Origin of the sequence: Streptomyces sp. NPDC047049 (genome assembly GCF_040643995.1) — a bacterium.
Classification (GTDB): domain Bacteria; phylum Actinomycetota; class Actinomycetes; order Streptomycetales; family Streptomycetaceae; genus Streptomyces; species Streptomyces mooreae.
The window spans coordinates 20,348-35,611 of sequence record NZ_JBEYVM010000033.1; the positions used below are offsets into that span (position 1 = coordinate 20,348).

Genomic DNA, 15,264 nt, shown 5'->3' on the forward strand with positions numbered 1-15,264 from the left:
CTCCGTGGATACCTCATCAGGGGTGGTCCACGCGAGAGTTCTGCGAAGAGCGAGCAACTTCCCCCCGTACAAAGAGCGACAACCGGACGTATGACACGTGTCCGGGGCCCGCCCCGGCGTGGCCGGCGCGACGACGGCGAACGGTTGCGCGGGCTGGTCAGCCGAGGATCTCGAACGGGTCGCCGACGCGGATCGTGCCGGCGCCGCGGGGGATCAGATTGCGGCCGAAGAGCAGCCGGTCGCCGAAGCGGCGATGCCGGGCGAGGGTGCGCAGCGGCTCCTTGCCGCGCTCGGCGGTGCACTGGTCGGTGGTGGTGACCACGCAGCGGGCGCTGGGCTCGGCCGCCTCGAAGTCCACCGTGCCGATGCGGACCCGCCGCCAGTCGTCCTCCGCCCAGGGGGCGGTGCCGTCCACCACCACATTGGGCCGGAAACGGTTCATGGGCAGCGGCCCCTCATCGGCGTGATCACCCTGCGCGACAAGGGAGTTGAGGGCGTCCAGCGACGAGGTGGTGGTCAGCAGCAGCGGGAAGCCGTCGGCGAAACTGACCGTGTCACCGGGCGCTCCCCAGTCCGGGGAGAGGGGCCGGCGCTTCTCCGGGGCGTCCAGATACACCAGCCGGCACTCGGCACCGAGGTACCCGCCGAACCACGCGGCCGCCGCCGGCCCGGCGGGCACCGCCTCGACCTCGTCCTTCCAGACCTCGACCGGGATCGTCTCCCCGGAGGCGGGCACCTCGACCGTCAGCGGCTCCCTTCCGGGCGCGGTGCACCGCAGGCCGCCGCCCGGAAGCGCCTCGGCGTGCGCCAACGCGAGCGTCCGCTGCTGCCGTTGGGTGATCATCCTTCCTGCCGTGTCCACCAGCATCCAGCGTCGGTCCCCGGCGAGCCCCCACGGCTCCACGACCGCCTCGCCGGGACCGTGCCCCGCCAGTGCTTTGACCGGGTAGAGATGGATCGACTGGAGTGCAGGCTTCGGCATGCCGTCCATCCTGCCAGCGGCCTCGGACGGCTGACCGACCGGCCGGGTCAGTACCCGCGCGGATACTGCCGGCCGTACGGGTCGTCGTACGGCGAGGCAGGCCGGGGCGCGACCGGAGCGGCCGGCCGCATCGCCTCGTACCCCGTGCCCATGGGCGGACGCTGGGGCTGCTGCTGTTGCGGGGACGGATAGCCGCGACTGCCCGCCTGCTGCGGGATGTACGGCGCCGGAGCCTGCTGCAGCGGGGCGACCGGCTGTGCGGCAGCACCCGGATAGCCCTGCGCGGGCGACGGGTGGGAGGGCGCGGCCGGAAGGGCCGGCAGCGCCGACGGGAGTGCCGGCAAATACGACGAACCCGTCTCGTAAGGGGAGGGGTTCACCCGGATCGGGGCGATCTGCGGCGTACCACGTTCGGCGACGAGGCTGTCGTAGATCGGGGTGTCCGGGAAGGAGGGCGAAGCGTAGTAGCCGCCGTAGGTAGAGCGGGGGGAGGTCATACCTCATAAGTTAAGCCCACGATGTGCCGATTGGGGAGCCTGGAAAGAGGGTTGTTTTGCGTGTTCGGAGCGGCTCTGGAGCGCTAATGGGAGCGAACTTGTGGAAATCGGTCGCGATCGCCCGTAGGGATCGTGTAAAGACGCCGCTTCTCGCAGGTGAACAAGGGGCGTTCGGAGCGGTTCGGGCCAAGTAGGTTGGAGAGGCCACCGGAGAGGGGGCGCGGCGGACGAGAGGAAGGCGCGGCGATGACGATGCTCAAGGGCGGCAATGTTCCGGTCCCGGCCCCGGAGGTCCGGGTGGAACTGGGCTGGCAGGCCGCCCCGGGGACACCGGACGTGGACGCCTCCGCCCTGCTCCTGGTGTCCGGAAAGGTCCGCGACGACGCAGACTTCGTCTTCTACAACCAGGCCGCGCATGCCTCCGGCGCCGTACGCCACGAAGGCAAGCGCGCGGCCGGCGGCGCGATGACCGACACCCTCACCGTCGCCCTGGCCTCGGTCGAACCCGCCGTCGACACGGTGGTGCTGGCCGCCTCCGCCGACGGCGGCCCCTTCGGGAACGTCCCCGGGCTGCACATCCGGGTGCTGGACGCGGCGAGCGGCGCCGAGATCGCCCGCTTCGACAGCCGGGACGCCGGCCCTGAGACCGCCTTCGTGCTCGGCGAGCTCTACCGCCGCCAGGGCGCCTGGAAGTTCCGCGCGGTGGGGCAGGGCTACGACACCGGTCTCGCCGGACTGGCCACCGACTTCGGCATCAGCGTCGAGGAACCGGCGGCGCCGCCCCCGCCGCCCGCCCCTGCCCAGGCCCCTGCCCCGACCCCGGCTCCCGCGCCGCCGGCCCCTCCCGTTCGTCTGACAAAGGTCACCCTCACGAAGGATGCCCCCGCCGTCTCCTTGACGAAGCAGGGCGGCACTTCCGGGGCGATGCGGGTGAACCTCAACTGGAGCGGCGGCTCGGCGGGCAAGCGGCTCGGCAAGACGCTCGGCCGCAAGGCGATGCAGGCCATGGGCGCCCGCGGCGCGCTGCTGCCCCCGTCCGGCGAGCTCGACCTCGACCTGTGCGCGCTCTACGAACTCACCGACGGCGCCGCCGGTGTGGTCCACCCGCTCGGCAACAACTTCGGCGCCCTGCACGCGCCGCCGTTCATCCAGCTCGACGGCGACGACCGCACCGGCGCCGTCGCGGCCGGCGAGAACCTGACCATCAACCTCGACCACCAGGCACGCATCAAGCGCATCCTGATCTTCGTCACCGTCTACGCCGGCGCCCGCAGCTTCGAGGGCCTGAGCGCGACGGTCACCCTCCAGCCCCAGCACGGCGCCCCCGTCGACTTCTCGCTCGACGCCTGCACAGTGCCCTCCACCGTCTGCGCGCTCGCCCTGATCACCCACACCGGCGGCGAACTCGTCGTCCAGCGCGAGGCCCGCTACCTCGTGCCCGAGCCCGGCGTCAGCCCGCAGCGCACCGTCGACCACGCCTACAGCTGGGGCCTGGACTGGTCACCGGCCCGCAAATGACGGCGGCACCGGGGGCCCGCTCAGGGCGCTGGATACGTCCGTCCCTTCCAGGCCGCACCGCGCCCCCGGTAGTGCTGCACCGCCGAGTCCACGGTCATCAGCAGATACAGCAGCGCGGTGAACGGCAGCAGCGGCGCCCACCACGGCCGCTGCCCGTAGTAGCGCAGCATCGGCAGGTACGTCCCGCACATCACCGCCCAGGCCGCCCCGCCGAGCGCGGCGGCCGTCGTATCGCCGTCGGCCAGTCCGGCCACCAGCGCGACGGGCGGGGCCAGATACACCAGCGCAAGACCGAGGACCGTGCCGAGCAGCAGCAGCGGCCGGTGCCGCAGTTGCGCGTAGGCACTGCGCGAGACCATCCGCCACAGCTCGTGCGGCCGTGGATACGGCCGCACGCTGTCGACCCGGTCCGCAAGTCCCAGCCATACCGTGCCGCCGGAGCGCCGCACCGCACGGGCCAGCGCCACATCGTCGATCACCGCATGCCGGATCGCCTCCGGAACGCCCGCCCGCTCCGCCGCCTCCCGCCGCAGCAGCACACAGCCCCCGGCCGCCGCCGCGGTCCGTGCCCCGGGGCGGTTGACCCACCGGAAGGGGTAGAGCTGCCCGAAGAAGTACACGAAGGCGGGCACGATCAGCCGCTCCCAGAAGGTCACCACCCGCAGCCGCGCCATCTGCGACACCACATCCAGGTCCGCCGACCGCGCCGCCGCCACCAACTCCCGCAGACTGTCCGGCTCGTGCGCGATATCCGCATCGGTCAGCAGCAGGTACTCCGGCGCGACACGCTGCCGCGCCAGCGTGATCCCGTGGCGGACGGCCCACAGCTTCCCCGTCCACCCGGGCCCGGGCTCGCTGGGCGAGGCCACCGTGAGCGGCAGCCCCCCGCGCGCGGCCGCCAGCTCCCGGGCCAGTGCGCCGGTCCCGTCCGTACTGCCGTCGTCGACCAGGAAGACTTCCGCCCGGCCCGGGTACTTCTGCCCGAGCAGCGACGGCAGGCTGTCCGGCAGCACCGCGGCCTCGTCCCGTGCCGGGACCACCACCGCGACCGACGGCCAGCGCTCCGGATCCCGGCGTTCCGGCAGCCGGACGTCCGTCCGCCAGAAGAAGCCCTGCCCCAGCAGCAGCCACACCCAGGCCGACAGCGACCCGGCACCGATCCACTCCATCGCGCTCACGGCCGCAGTCTGCCGCACCACGGCCGGCGCGCACCGGTGATCGGGACGGTGTCACGGAACCCGGTCCGGGCCGGAGACCGCGGGGCGCCGCCCGCCTGGGCCTTCGCCCGCCCGAGGCCGCGGCGGGCCGCCCGTGCCGCGCCCGGTATGACAAGCCGGACGCACCACTGAGTAAAGTGTCCGGGTGAAGATCGCGCTGATGGACTCCGGGACCGGGCTGCTCGCGGCGGCCGCCGTCATGCGGCGACTGCGGCCGGACGCCGATCTGGTCCTCTCCTCCGATCCCGACGGTATGCCCTGGGGCCCCCGCACCCCCGACGACGTCACCGCACACGCACTGGCCGTGGCCCGCTCCGCGGCCGCCCACCGCCCCGACGCCCTGATCGTCGCCTGCAACACCGCGTCCGTGCATGCCTTGCCGGCCCTCCGCGCCGAACTGGAACCCCAGGTCCCGGTGATCGGCACCGTCCCGGCCATCAAGCCCGCGGCAGCCGGTGGCGGCCCGGTCGCCATCTGGGCCACCCCCGCGACCACCGGCAGCCCCTACCAGCGGGATCTGATCGAGCGGTTCGGGCAGGGCGTGGAGGTCACCGGGGTGCCCTGCCCCGGGCTCGCCGACGCGGTCCAGGCCGCCGACGAGGCCGCGATCGACGCCGCCATCGCGGCCGCCGCGCAGCACACCCCGCGCGATGTGCGCAGCGTCGTCCTGGGCTGCACCCACTACGAACTGGTCGCCGGACGCATCCGCGCCGCGCTCCAGCAGCCCGCTGCCCCCGTGCTCGTCCTGTACGGCTCCGCCGAGGCGGTCGCCGCCCAGGCGCTGCGCCGCATCGGCGCCGAGCCGGCACCGGCGGCCGCCCCGACCGGCGCCCTGAGCGTGATCCTCAGCGGCCGCCCCGCCGGACTGCCGGCCGAGGCGCTCACCTTCGCCGAGGGCCGGCTGCTGGCCCAGGGCCGTACGGACCTCGCCCCGGGAACCCCGGACGAGGGCGCCCCGGCCGCCGACGGGGTCGCCGCTGCCGCCCGCCGCTGACGCCGTCATGACGTCGGCCGTGGCGCCGGCCATGACGACGGCGGCACCGCAATCCGGGCCGTGAACGGCCGTCCGACGCGCTGCCGTAGCGTGCAAAGACGCGTACGCTGCGTCTCATGAGGGACCACCCCCACGAGGGGGCAGCAGCCCCCGACGACTCCGGCACGGCCGAGGGCGCCGACAGCGGAGCGCGCCCCGCCGGCGGCTCCCACGCGGAGATCCCCGAGGTCTGGCACGGCAGTGCCACCAACCGCATCCAGTGGCTGCTGGCCGCGGTCGGTGCGGGCTGCCTCGCGCTGGGCATCGAGCTCGCCGTCGAGAGCAACTGGACCGCGGGCCTCGCGCCCCTGGTGATGTCGGTGGTCGGCTGTGTCGCGGTCGGCCTGCTGGTGCTCTTCGGCACGCTCGCCTACGTCCATGTCGCGGTACGCATCGACGAGGACTGGCTGGAGGTGCGGTGCGGCCATATAGGGGTGCCACGCCGCCGGATCCCCCTCGACACCGTCGTCGGCGCCGATTTCACGCCCCAGGTCACTCCACGCCACTGGGGCGGCTGGGGCTACCGCTGGCGCCCCGAGCAGGGCACGGCGGTGGTCGTCCGCCGCGGCGAGGGCGTGGTGGTGCGACTCGGCGACGGAGGTGACTTCACCGTCACCGTCGATGACGCGGAAGGCGCCGTCCGGGCCATCCGGGGCCGGCTGCGGCCGCGCAAGGGGACCCCGGCGGGCGCCTGAACACCGAGGGGGCCGGGCATGCGGCCCGTCCCCGTCCGGCATGCATGCGGCCTGTCCCTGGAACCGCACGTGGGCCGTGGGGCCGGGGACCTGTCCCGTAGGGTCGGAGCATGGCAACCCCCGAATTCATCCGCGCCCTCCGGAACTCCATCGGCCGGCAGCTGCTCTGGCTGCCCGGGGTGAGCGCGGTCGTCTTCGACGACCAGGGCCGCGTCCTGCTGGGCAAGCGGGCCGACACCGGTGGCTGGTCGGTGATCGGCGGCATCCCCGAGCCCGGCGAACAGCCCGCCGAGACGGCGATGCGTGAGGTCTACGAAGAGACCGCGGTGCGGGTCGTGGCCGAGGGCGTCGTCCTCGTGGAGACCATGCCGCCCACCCACTACCCCAATGGCGATGTCTGCCAGTTCATGGACGTGACGCTGCGCTGCCGGGCGGTCGGCGGCGAGGCGAAGGTCAATGACGACGAGTCGCTGGAGGTGGGCTGGTTCGCCGTGGACGCCCTGCCGGAGCTCGAGGAGTACGCACTGACCCGCATCAAGCGGGCGCTGGAGGCCGGGCCGACGTGGTTCCACACGATGGAGGCGGAGCCGGAGACGGAGACGACGGCCGAACCGGAGGGGCCACAGGGCTGAGGTATCCGGGGCCGGGGCGCCTCGGATACCGGGGCCCCTGTCTTCCTTCACCCGGCCGGCCTCCTCCCGCCGGCTGAGAGAGGCCCGACAGCGGCTCCGGCGGCCCGAGGGGGCCTACAGCTCCTCCGTCGACGGATCGTCCATCGGACCGGAGGGCTCGCCGGGAATCGACGGCAGCTGGGATCCGTCGGGGCCGTCCGGTCCGCCGGGTTCCCGGGGCGACCCCGGGGCGGAGGGCTGATCGGCCGGCTCCTCGGTGTGCATCTCCCGTTTGTCCTTGCGGCAGGCCGTGATCCAGGTGCCGGTGGGGCCGCTCTCGTACTGGCAGAACCAGCCCCGGACGGCCAGGGTGCCCCGGTCGTCCCGGGCCTCGTGCGGCGCCCGCACGAAGAACTCGGACATCACCCGGCGGGCCTCGTCGCAGCCCACGGTGCCGCCGGCCCCGGGGTCCGCATAGAGGACGACGTCCCCTGCCTTGCCCAGCGCGTCGGGGAGCTCGCCGCAGTCCAGCGGCTGCCCAGGGATGGTGGGGGAGGCGGACCCGGCGCCCTCGTCCGGAGTTCTGCCCGGTGCCGGACCGTTGCCCGCGGCGGACGAGGCCGCGGCCGTCGGGCTCCGGTCGTTCTCCGCGTCCCCGCAGCCCGCCGCGGCCAGGGCGAGCAGCACCGTCGGCACGGCGATGAGCCTCCGCATGTCGGCCTCCCTCGGGGCGGCGGTGCGCAGACGGCACGCTGCGTCGTACGACGCTAGGGCCCCACCCGGGGGCCCGGCGATCCGGGGCGACCGATCGGGTGACGCGGGCGGGGGCGGGGAGCGGCGGCTCGTGGCCCGTCATACCGGGTGCGGGCGGGGGCGGGCGGGGGCGGGCCTCACATCTGACGTGGGCCGACGCCACCTCGGGACTGCGAAGTATGGCGCCGGGGCACATCGGAGGCGGGGCCGTCCGCTGCCTAGGGTGCGGACATGACCGTGATCGGCACCCCAGGCCCGGTATCCCTCGACCTCGACGGCCGCACCGCGCTCGTCACCGGCGCGGCCAGTGGCATCGGACGCGCCTGCGCCCTGCGGCTGGCGGCGGCCGGCGCCACGGTACGTGCGGTCGACCGGGACGCCGACGGCCTGGCCGGCCTCGTGGCGGCCCACCCGGCCGGCGCCCGCGGCGGCATCGAACCCCGCCCGCTGGACCTCACCGATCTGGACGCGGCCGAACGGGCCGCGGCCGGCACCGATCTGCTCGTCAACAACGCGGGCCTCCAGCTCGTCCGCCCCATCGAGGAGTTCCCGCCCGAGGTCTTCCACCAGGTGCTGACCGTCATGCTGGAGGCGCCCTTCCGGCTGCTGCGGGGCGCGCTGCCCCATATGTACGCGCAGGGCTGGGGCCGCGTCGTCAACATCTCGTCCGTGCACGGCCTGCGGGCGTCGCCCTTCAAGTCCGCTTACGTCGCGGCCAAACACGGCCTCGAAGGGCTGTCGAAGACCGCCGCCCTGGAGGGCGCCGCGCACGGCGTCACCAGCAACTGCCTCAACCCCGGCTATGTCCGCACCCCCCTCGTCGAGCGGCAGCTCGCCGACCAGGCCGCGGCGCACGGCATCCCCGAGGAACGCGTACTGGCCGACCTCCTGCTCGCCGACTCCGCCCTCAAGCGGCTGCTCGAACCGGAGGAGGTCGCCGAGGCCGTCGCCTACCTCTGCACCCCGCAGGCCTCCTTCATGACGGGCACCTCACTGGTGATGGACGGCGGCTGGACCGCGCATTGAGCGGCCCGCCGGGCCGGTGTCCGGCTCGCCACTTGCGGTTCCGGCTCACGGTTCCCGGTGCGCAGCTCGGGGCTCCCGGTTCCCGGCCGCGGAGGCTGGCGCACCGTGACGCACCGAAGGTATCCCTGTGACCATGCCCACCGATCAGCCTGCGTCCGAGCAGCCCCCCGAGCCCGTGGACGCGCCCCCGCCGGCACCTCCGGCGGTGCCCGGCCCCGTAGACGGAGGTCTGCAACCGCTCGACCTCTACGGCCAAGGCCCCACCGCGGCCGATCCGTTCGCCTCCGCCCCGGCCGGCCCGTCCGCCCCCGCCCCGGCCGAGAACCCCTTCCTCGAACTCCTGGCCACCGGCGCCCCCGCCGAGGACTACGAGCGGCCGGTGCTGCGCGCCCGGGCCGACGGCGCGTCGGCCGGCCGGCTCGCCGCACTGGAGCGGGCCAAGCTCCTCGCGCTGCGGGTACGCGCCGAGCTGGAGGACCGCCGACGGCGCGAGGCCGAGCTGTCCGCGCTCTACGCCACCGCGCACGACCTGGCCGGGCTGCGCGACCTCGACGCGGTGCTGCGTGCGATCGTGCGCCGGGCCCGGTCCCTGCTGGGCACCGAGGTCGCCTACCTCACCCTGCACGACACCGCCGCCGGCGACACCTATATGCGGGTCACCGACGGCTCGGTCTCCGCGCGGTTCCAGCAGCTGCGGCTCGGCATGGGCGAAGGCCTGGGCGGGCTGGTCGCGCAGACCGCCCGCCCGTACGTCACCGACAGCTACTTCCACGACGAGCGGTTCCGGCACACCCGCACCATCGACTCGGGCGTCCACGACGAGGGCCTGGTGGCGATCCTCGGGGTGCCGCTGATGCTCGGCAGCGGTGTGATCGGCGTCCTCTTCGCCGCCGACCGCCGCGAGCGGGTCTTCGAACACGGGCAGATCGCCCTGCTCGCCGCCCATGCGGCGCATGCCGCCGTCGCGATCGACACCGCCAACCTCCTCGCCGGGACCCGTAAGACACTCACCGAACTGGAGACCGCCAACGAGATCATCCGCGACCGCAGTGCGGCCGTCGAGCGCGCCGCGGACATCCACGACCGGCTGACCGAACTGGTGCTGCGCGGCGGCGGGGTCGTGGACGTGGCGGACGCGGTGGCGGAGGTCCTGCACGGCGAGGTCGAGTTCGCCGAGCCCGGCCGGGCCCCGGCCGGGGCACTGGACCGCTCGCGCGCCGACGGCCACGCTGTACGGGAGGGCACCGAATGGGTCGCGGCGGTCGGAGCGGGCGGTGAGGTCCTGGGCGCCCTCGTGCTGCGCGGTCACCCGGCCCTCGACCCGGTCGACCAGCGCACCCTGGAGCGGGCCGCCATGGTCACCTCGCTGCTCCTGCTCGCCCGGCGGACCGCGGGCGAGGCCGAACAGCGCGTGCGCGGCGAGCTGTTGGACGACCTGCTGGACGCCGCCGACCGCGACCCCCGCCTGCTCGGCGAACGCGCGGCCCGGGTCGGCGCGGACCTCGATGCGCCGCATGTCGTCCTGGCGGCCCGGACCGATGGCGGACCACCGGGGCGCGGGGAGGGGGCACTCCCGGCGCACGGGGACAGCGGGCCCCTGCTGCACGGAACGCCGATAGCCGACCGCGACGCCGCCTCCCCGCCCCGGGCCGTCTCCCTGCCCAAGGCTGCTTCCCCGCCCGGCGCCTCCTCCTCGCCCGGTGCCGCCTCCGCACCCCACGGGGCCTCCCCGCCCGACGGTGCCGACCGCCGCCGCCTGTGGTCGGCGGCCTCCCACCTCGCCGCCACTTGTCATGGACTGGCCGCCGAACGGGACGGCGGCGCCGTTCTGCTGCTGCCGCTCGGCCCCGACGGGGATCCGGCGCACACCGCCCGCGAGATCGCCGCCCGGCTCGGAGCCGCGCTGCACCAGCCCGTCACGGTCGGCGCCTCGGCCCCGGTCCCGGCCCCCGCCGCCCGCCCCGCGGCGGTCGCGGCGGCCTACGCCGAGGCCCGGCGCTGCCGGGAGGCGCTGCGCGTACTGGGCCGGGCGGGCCAGGGCGCGGCCGCTGCCGACTTCGGCTTCCTCGGCCTGCTGCTCGCCGACACCCGCGATGTGGACGGCTTCGTCCACCGCACCCTGGGCGCGGTCGCCGACTACGACGCCCGCCGCGGGACGGAGCTGCTGCGCACCCTCGACGCCTACTTCGCCTGCGGGATGAGCCCGGCCCGTACCAAGGACGCCCTGCATGTCCATGTGAACACCGTCGCCCAGCGTCTGGAGCGGGTGAGCCGGCTGCTGGGCCCCGAATGGCAGACCCCGGCTCGTGCGCTGGAAATCCAACTGGCGCTGCGGCTGCACCAGCTGTCCTCCGCCGTGGCGCGCGATACCGGCGGGTAGACGCGGACGGTGCTCCGCGCCGTGCCCGCGGTCGGTCCGTACCGATAGCCGCCTCCGGGTGCGCGCCGCCGCGACCTGCGGCAGCGTGGGGGCCGAAGCTTTCCCCCTTCCCACCGCACAGAGGAGTTCGTCATGGGTGACAAAGGCGCCATGGACAAGATGAAGGGCAAGGCCAAGCAGAAGGCCGGCAAGATCATGGGCGACGAGCGCATGAAGAGCGAAGGCCGTACGGACGAGGCCAAGGGCAAGGCCAAGGGCGCGATGGGCAACGCCAAGGAGAACATCCAGGGGATGAAGGACTCCCTGAAGAGCAAGAACCACTCCTGACGCCCGGCGGGGGCGTGGCGGACCTGCTGCCCCGTCTCCCGGAGCGTCCCCGGGCCCGCCACGCCCCCGCCGAACATCAGGGCCCCCGGGGCTCCTGGGGCCTGGCGTCAACGTCCCGCCTGCCTCACGGGCGAACGACGGGACTGTGACGACAGGCCCTCGGCCGGCCCCCCTCAGGACGGTACGGCCGACGACGACCCGCCTTGCGCCGCTCCCGCTGCCGTCGCACGAAGCGCACCGGCCCTCGCCGTGCCCTCCACCGCAGCGAGATCCCGGCTGCGGGTCTCGCGCGCCACGCCCACCGCGAGCAGGGTCAGCAGGGCCGCGGCGATGACATACAGCGCGATCGGCGCCGGACTGCCGAAGTCGGCGAGCAGCGCGGTCGCGATCAGCGGGGCGGGCGCGCCGGCCGCGACCGAGGAGAACTGGGCCCCGATCGAGGCGCCCGAATACCGCATCCGGGTCGCGAACATCTCCGCGAAGAAGGCCGCCTGCGGCGCATACATCGCACCGTGGAAGACCAGCCCGACGCTCACCGCGAGCAGCAGCAGCCCGAACCGGTGGGAATCCACCAGCGCGAAGAACGGGAACGCCCAGACGGCGACACCGACCGCGCCCAGGAGGTAGACCGGCCGGCGCCCGATCCGGTCCGAGAGCGCGCCCCAGGCCGGGATGACCGCGAAGTGCAGCGCCGAAGCGATCAGTACGGCGTTGAGGGCGGTCTGCTGTGACAGCCCGGTGTGCGCGGTCGCATAGACGAGCACGAACGCCGTGATCACGTAGTACGAGATGTTCTCGGCCATCCGTGCGCCCATCGCGATCAGCACATCCCGCCAGTGGTGGACGAGCACCGCCACCAGCGGCAGCTTCTCCACCGCGGCACCTGCCGCCCGCCGTTCCTCGGCGCTCGCCAACGCGGCCCTGAACACCGGCGATTCATCCACCGAGAGCCGGACCCACAGCCCCACGCCCACCAGCACGCCCGAGAGCAGGAACGGCACCCGCCACCCCCAGGACGCGAACGCCGCATCCGACAACACCGCCGTCATCACCGACAGCACACCGGTGGCCAGCAACTGCCCCGCGGGTGCGCCGGTCTGCGGCCAGGACGCCCAGAATCCGCGCCGCCGCGCGTCACCGTGCTCCGACACCAGCAGCACCGCGCCGCCCCACTCACCGCCCAGCGCGAACCCCTGGACCAGCCGCAGCACGGTCAGCAGCACCGGCGCCGCGCTACCGACCGTCGCGTGCGTCGGCAGCAACCCGATCGCGAAGGTCGCGCCGCCCATCATCAGCAGGCTCAGCACCAGCAGCTTCTTACGCCCCAGCCGGTCCCCGTAGTGCCCGAACACCAAGGCTCCGAGCGGCCGCGCCGCAAAGCCCACCGCGTAGGTCAAAAACGACAACAGGGTCCCGACGAGAGGGTCGGAACCGGGAAAGAACAGCTTGTTGAACACCAGCGCCGCGGCAGACCCGTAGAGAAAGAAGTCGTACCACTCAACGGTGGTGCCGATCAGACTCGCCGCGACGATGCGCTTGAGGCCGGCGGGTGGCGGGGGAGCGGCTGCGGGCATCGACACCACTTCCTGACGTTGGACGGGCACGTCTCCGTGTCGCCACACCGTAGGAATGCCCGGGTCAGTGGCGTATGTGGTGGGGCACCACAGTTCTGGGCTCTGACGTACCCGCGCCCACCATGGAGGCGACGCCGGGTTCTTTGAGGCGGCCTCGGTGCGGTCGCAAAAATGCTGTCCGAGTGCGCTTTTCCAGCACGTTGCGGGGGCGAGGATGCGTCGGTGACCGCGCCCCGCTGAGGTCGCGAACGCGCAAGGGCACTATCCGGGAGAGCGACCATTGAGGATCTTTTGGAACAGCACATGGTCACGCCACTCACCGTCGATATGCAGGTACTTGGGCGCGGTACCGATCACATCGAAACCGCACTTCACAAGTACCCGTTGCGAGGCCGGATTGGCGAGCACCGCACCCGCCTCAATCCTGTGCAGACCGAGCTGCCCGTCAGCCACCTGGCAGGCCGCCCGGGCGGCCGCTGTCGCGAGGCCACGCCCTACCTGCTCTGCATCAACCCAATAGCCGAGATTCGCACTGCGAAAGGGCCCGAGGACAACGTTGGACAGCGTCACTGCTCCGACCACCTCGTGCCCAAGGGTCAGCACCCACGGGACCAGGCGCCCTGCGTCTCGCTCCGTCAACTGGCCACGCACACGGTCGGCCTGCCCCTGCTCGGTGAAGAAGTCCTCACTCCTGCGGGGATCCCATGGGCGCAGGTGATCGCGATTTCGCAGATAGGCCCTGGACAGCCCGCTGACGTCCCCTTCTTGCAGAGGGCGCATCAGCACATCGCGGGTAACGGGCAAAGGGAATGTGATCACCGCGTCATCGTACGGTGACGTCAGGGGCAAGCAGCCGCCGGACGCCTTGCGCCAGTGATCGCCACGTACCACGGGCGGCAGACCAGCCGTGCCGAGCGCGAGAGGGGGAGGAACCGGGGGGCGTCAGGCCTGACCTCACGTTCCGTCATCGCGTCATAGGCTCCTGCCATGGGAATCTTGCTTGCAGCGGTGTACATAGCCGTGGGAGCCACGGTGCTGTTCGATGTCGGCGGTCTGATTCGCCGCAGATGTGAGCGAGTGCAGAAGAAGGCGGCCGAACGTCACCGCGAAATGCTCTGGGCGAATGGGCGCCTCGAGACGCCTTACGTGCCCGTGCCATTCGCCCGGCCCGGTTTCCTCCGCGCTCTGGGGCTCCCCCTCGCTCTCCTGGGCTGCCTCCTCCTCCTGCTGCATCTCGACTGACCGTTCATCAATAGGGGTGTGGGGCGTAAAGGTGGCAGCGACCACTCAAAAAACTCGGCCCAATGCCATGAATCCAATCGATTCGACATCATTCATGCTCCAATATCCGGGTCATGCCTGACAGTCCGCCTTCGTAGGGAAAGGGCAGCGCGTTCCTCAGCGCCAACTCTTACCCTCGCCCGGCGGTAGGCCCATCCCGGCGAAAGGACATGCAGGATGTCGAATCACTTCACCGGCCTCAGTCTTGGCCCACCGCTCGGGGACCAAAGGCTCGACCTCTGCGACCTCTACGCGTTTCAGTCCCCCGCCGACCCGGCGAGGACGGTGCTCATCCTCAACGCGAACCCGAATGCCGATGCGCTGCATCCTGATGCCATCTATCGCCTCAACATCGACAATGACGGCGACTGCCTCGCCGACATGGCGATCAGCTACGTGTTCTCCCCACCACAGGATGGTCGTCAGACCTTCAGCGTCTTCGTGGCGACAGGCGAGGAGGCCCGCTCGGCCGAAGCCGTCGGGCAGAAAGTCGTCACTGACGCGGAGGTGTCGTTCGGCACCAGGGCGAACCGCGTCACCTCCGGCCCCTACACGTTCTTCGCCGGCAGTCGAAGCGATGCCTTCTTCTTCGACTACGACGGGATCAAGAACCTCTTCGACACCACCGGAGGCAGAAACTTCACCGCGCCTCATCTCGGCGGCACGTCACCGTGGACCGGTGTGGACTCGAACGCGGAATCCAATGTGTTCTCGACGGTGATGGAACTGCCGACGAGTGAGCTCCGCGCCGACCCCGAGATCCGTATCTGGGGCCGGTGCAGTGTACGGAAGGACGGCCGGCTCGTTCATGCCGACCGGGCGGGCCACCCTTCGGTCAGCAGTTTCTTCAACACCGACGAGACGAAGGAGGAGTACAACGCCGGCGAACCGCTGAACGACCGTGAGCGTTGGACCGACCTCTTCGTCCACCTCATGGGGCACACCGGCAACTACACCCGCGAAGAGGCCATCGCGGCGATCGACGCCGACCGCATCCTGCCCGACATGCTGGCGTTTGATCCCTCGAAGCCCGCGCAATACCCCAACGGCCGCGTCTTCACCGACGACGTCATCAACTACCGCCTCTCCTTCCTCTCGAAGGGCGACATCCCTCCCACCGGGCTCGCACCGCACACCGACCTTCTGAACGAGTTTCCCTACCTCGGAAATCCACACCCCAAGGGGAATTGACGCCGCTTTCGGCGGCGACGGCGCGTATGGGCTGTCGCGGTTGGTGCGGCGTTCCGCGAAGGCAACAGGGCCGGCGCCGAAGGGGTACCCGGCGGGAATATGCGGATGGCGGTGTCCGTTACCGATGTCGACCAGCTCGTTTTCTCCCTGATGAGGCTTCCGATGTCCGTGCTGTCCAC

Annotated in this window: 15 protein-coding genes; 9 read left to right on the top strand and 6 right to left on the bottom strand. The window is 72.3% G+C overall.

The genetic code is table 11. The features are described 5' to 3' along the window. Positions 1–157 precede the first annotated feature (157 nt). Both ABZ851_RS36320 and ABZ851_RS36325 read right to left on the bottom strand, forming a co-directional pair. Complete coding sequence (locus ABZ851_RS36320) at positions 158–982, bottom strand: MOSC N-terminal beta barrel domain-containing protein (protein ID WP_361136830.1); 825 nt, start codon at positions 980–982, stop codon at positions 158–160. 47 nt (positions 983–1,029) lie between these two features. Beyond that, positions 1,030–1,479, bottom strand: a complete 450-nt coding sequence (locus tag ABZ851_RS36325; RefSeq protein WP_311627171.1) for a DUF6643 family protein — start codon at positions 1,477–1,479, stop codon at positions 1,030–1,032. Positions 1,480–1,725: 246 nt separating this feature from the next. Here ABZ851_RS36325 and ABZ851_RS36330 point away from each other — a divergent pair, with 246 nt between their 5' ends. Further along, positions 1,726–2,997, top strand: a complete 1,272-nt coding sequence (locus ABZ851_RS36330) for a TerD family protein (RefSeq protein WP_361136832.1) — start codon at positions 1,726–1,728, stop codon at positions 2,995–2,997. 20 nt (positions 2,998–3,017) lie between these two features. Here the strand turns inward: ABZ851_RS36330 and ABZ851_RS36335 are convergent, their stop codons facing one another. Next, positions 3,018–4,166, bottom strand: a complete 1,149-nt coding sequence (locus ABZ851_RS36335; protein ID WP_361136878.1) for a glycosyltransferase — start codon at positions 4,164–4,166, stop codon at positions 3,018–3,020. A gap of 193 nt (positions 4,167–4,359) precedes the next feature. Here ABZ851_RS36335 and ABZ851_RS36340 point away from each other — a divergent pair, with 193 nt between their 5' ends. The 3 genes from ABZ851_RS36340 to ABZ851_RS36350 all read left to right on the top strand — a co-directional run bounded on the left by ABZ851_RS36340 (position 4,360) and on the right by ABZ851_RS36350 (position 6,574). Further along, positions 4,360–5,208 carry an aspartate/glutamate racemase family protein gene (locus ABZ851_RS36340; protein ID WP_361136834.1) on the top strand — a complete coding sequence of 283 codons (849 nt, stop codon included), beginning with the start codon at positions 4,360–4,362 and terminating at the stop codon, positions 5,206–5,208. A gap of 116 nt (positions 5,209–5,324) precedes the next feature. Beyond that, positions 5,325–5,942: a hypothetical protein gene (locus ABZ851_RS36345; RefSeq protein ID WP_361136836.1), complete on the top strand. Its 618-nt coding sequence runs from the start codon at positions 5,325–5,327 to the stop codon at positions 5,940–5,942. 110 nt (positions 5,943–6,052) lie between these two features. Continuing rightward, entirely contained in the window at positions 6,053–6,574 is a 522-nt protein-coding gene (locus tag ABZ851_RS36350) for an NUDIX domain-containing protein (protein WP_361136838.1), read from the top strand. A gap of 114 nt (positions 6,575–6,688) precedes the next feature. On the opposite strand, the gene ABZ851_RS36355 is transcribed toward ABZ851_RS36350, so the two are convergent. Next, complete coding sequence (locus tag ABZ851_RS36355) at positions 6,689–7,267, bottom strand: hypothetical protein (protein ID WP_361136840.1); 579 nt, start codon at positions 7,265–7,267, stop codon at positions 6,689–6,691. A gap of 270 nt (positions 7,268–7,537) precedes the next feature. Here ABZ851_RS36355 and ABZ851_RS36360 point away from each other — a divergent pair, with 270 nt between their 5' ends. From ABZ851_RS36360 to ABZ851_RS36370, 3 genes are all read left to right on the top strand, one after another. Next, positions 7,538–8,332 (top strand): 3-hydroxybutyrate dehydrogenase, encoded by a 795-nt coding sequence (locus ABZ851_RS36360; protein ID WP_361136842.1) that lies wholly within the window; start codon positions 7,538–7,540, stop codon positions 8,330–8,332. 133 nt (positions 8,333–8,465) lie between these two features. Beyond that, positions 8,466–10,712, top strand: a complete 2,247-nt coding sequence (locus tag ABZ851_RS36365; protein WP_361136844.1) for a helix-turn-helix domain-containing protein — start codon at positions 8,466–8,468, stop codon at positions 10,710–10,712. A 132-nt stretch (positions 10,713–10,844) separates the two neighbouring features. Continuing rightward, positions 10,845–11,039: a CsbD family protein gene (locus tag ABZ851_RS36370; RefSeq protein ID WP_088796599.1), complete on the top strand. Its 195-nt coding sequence runs from the start codon at positions 10,845–10,847 to the stop codon at positions 11,037–11,039. 173 nt (positions 11,040–11,212) lie between these two features. Here ABZ851_RS36370 and ABZ851_RS36375 read toward each other — a convergent pair whose 3' ends face one another. Then, the gene (locus ABZ851_RS36375; protein WP_361136880.1) at positions 11,213–12,619 is read right to left on the bottom strand and encodes an MFS transporter; all 1,407 of its coding nucleotides are present in this window, start codon (positions 12,617–12,619) and stop codon (positions 11,213–11,215) included. A gap of 255 nt (positions 12,620–12,874) precedes the next feature. Further along, positions 12,875–13,393 carry a GNAT family N-acetyltransferase gene (locus ABZ851_RS36380; protein WP_361136882.1) on the bottom strand — a complete coding sequence of 173 codons (519 nt, stop codon included), beginning with the start codon at positions 13,391–13,393 and terminating at the stop codon, positions 12,875–12,877. Positions 13,394–13,600: 207 nt separating this feature from the next. Between ABZ851_RS36380 and ABZ851_RS36385 the strand changes: the two genes are divergently transcribed. After that, the gene (locus ABZ851_RS36385; protein ID WP_361136846.1) at positions 13,601–13,855 is read left to right on the top strand and encodes a hypothetical protein; all 255 of its coding nucleotides are present in this window, start codon (positions 13,601–13,603) and stop codon (positions 13,853–13,855) included. Between the two features lie 216 nt (positions 13,856–14,071). Continuing rightward, positions 14,072–15,085 (top strand): DUF4331 family protein, encoded by a 1,014-nt coding sequence (locus tag ABZ851_RS36390; protein ID WP_361136848.1) that lies wholly within the window; start codon positions 14,072–14,074, stop codon positions 15,083–15,085. Positions 15,086–15,264: the final 179 nt, after the last annotated feature.

Excerpts from the sequence above, each read along its gene's own strand:
- ABZ851_RS36320 (WP_361136830.1), bottom strand. The coding sequence starts at position 982 with ATGCCGAAGCCTGCACTCCAGTCGATCCATCTCTACCCGGTCAAAGCA.
- ABZ851_RS36325 (WP_311627171.1), bottom strand. The coding sequence starts at position 1,479 with ATGACCTCCCCCCGCTCTACCTACGGCGGCTACTACGCTTCGCCCTCC.
- ABZ851_RS36330 (WP_361136832.1), top strand. The coding sequence starts at position 1,726 with ATGACGATGCTCAAGGGCGGCAATGTTCCGGTCCCGGCCCCGGAGGTC.
- ABZ851_RS36335 (WP_361136878.1), bottom strand. The coding sequence starts at position 4,166 with ATGGAGTGGATCGGTGCCGGGTCGCTGTCGGCCTGGGTGTGGCTGCTG.
- ABZ851_RS36345 (WP_361136836.1), top strand. The coding sequence starts at position 5,325 with ATGAGGGACCACCCCCACGAGGGGGCAGCAGCCCCCGACGACTCCGGC.
- ABZ851_RS36350 (WP_361136838.1), top strand. The coding sequence starts at position 6,053 with ATGGCAACCCCCGAATTCATCCGCGCCCTCCGGAACTCCATCGGCCGG.
- ABZ851_RS36355 (WP_361136840.1), bottom strand. The coding sequence starts at position 7,267 with ATGCGGAGGCTCATCGCCGTGCCGACGGTGCTGCTCGCCCTGGCCGCG.
- ABZ851_RS36360 (WP_361136842.1), top strand. The coding sequence starts at position 7,538 with ATGACCGTGATCGGCACCCCAGGCCCGGTATCCCTCGACCTCGACGGC.
- ABZ851_RS36365 (WP_361136844.1), top strand. The coding sequence starts at position 8,466 with ATGCCCACCGATCAGCCTGCGTCCGAGCAGCCCCCCGAGCCCGTGGAC.
- ABZ851_RS36370 (WP_088796599.1), top strand. The coding sequence starts at position 10,845 with ATGGGTGACAAAGGCGCCATGGACAAGATGAAGGGCAAGGCCAAGCAG.
- ABZ851_RS36380 (WP_361136882.1), bottom strand. The coding sequence starts at position 13,393 with ATGCGCCCTCTGCAAGAAGGGGACGTCAGCGGGCTGTCCAGGGCCTAT.
- ABZ851_RS36385 (WP_361136846.1), top strand. The coding sequence starts at position 13,601 with ATGGGAATCTTGCTTGCAGCGGTGTACATAGCCGTGGGAGCCACGGTG.
- ABZ851_RS36390 (WP_361136848.1), top strand. The coding sequence starts at position 14,072 with ATGTCGAATCACTTCACCGGCCTCAGTCTTGGCCCACCGCTCGGGGAC.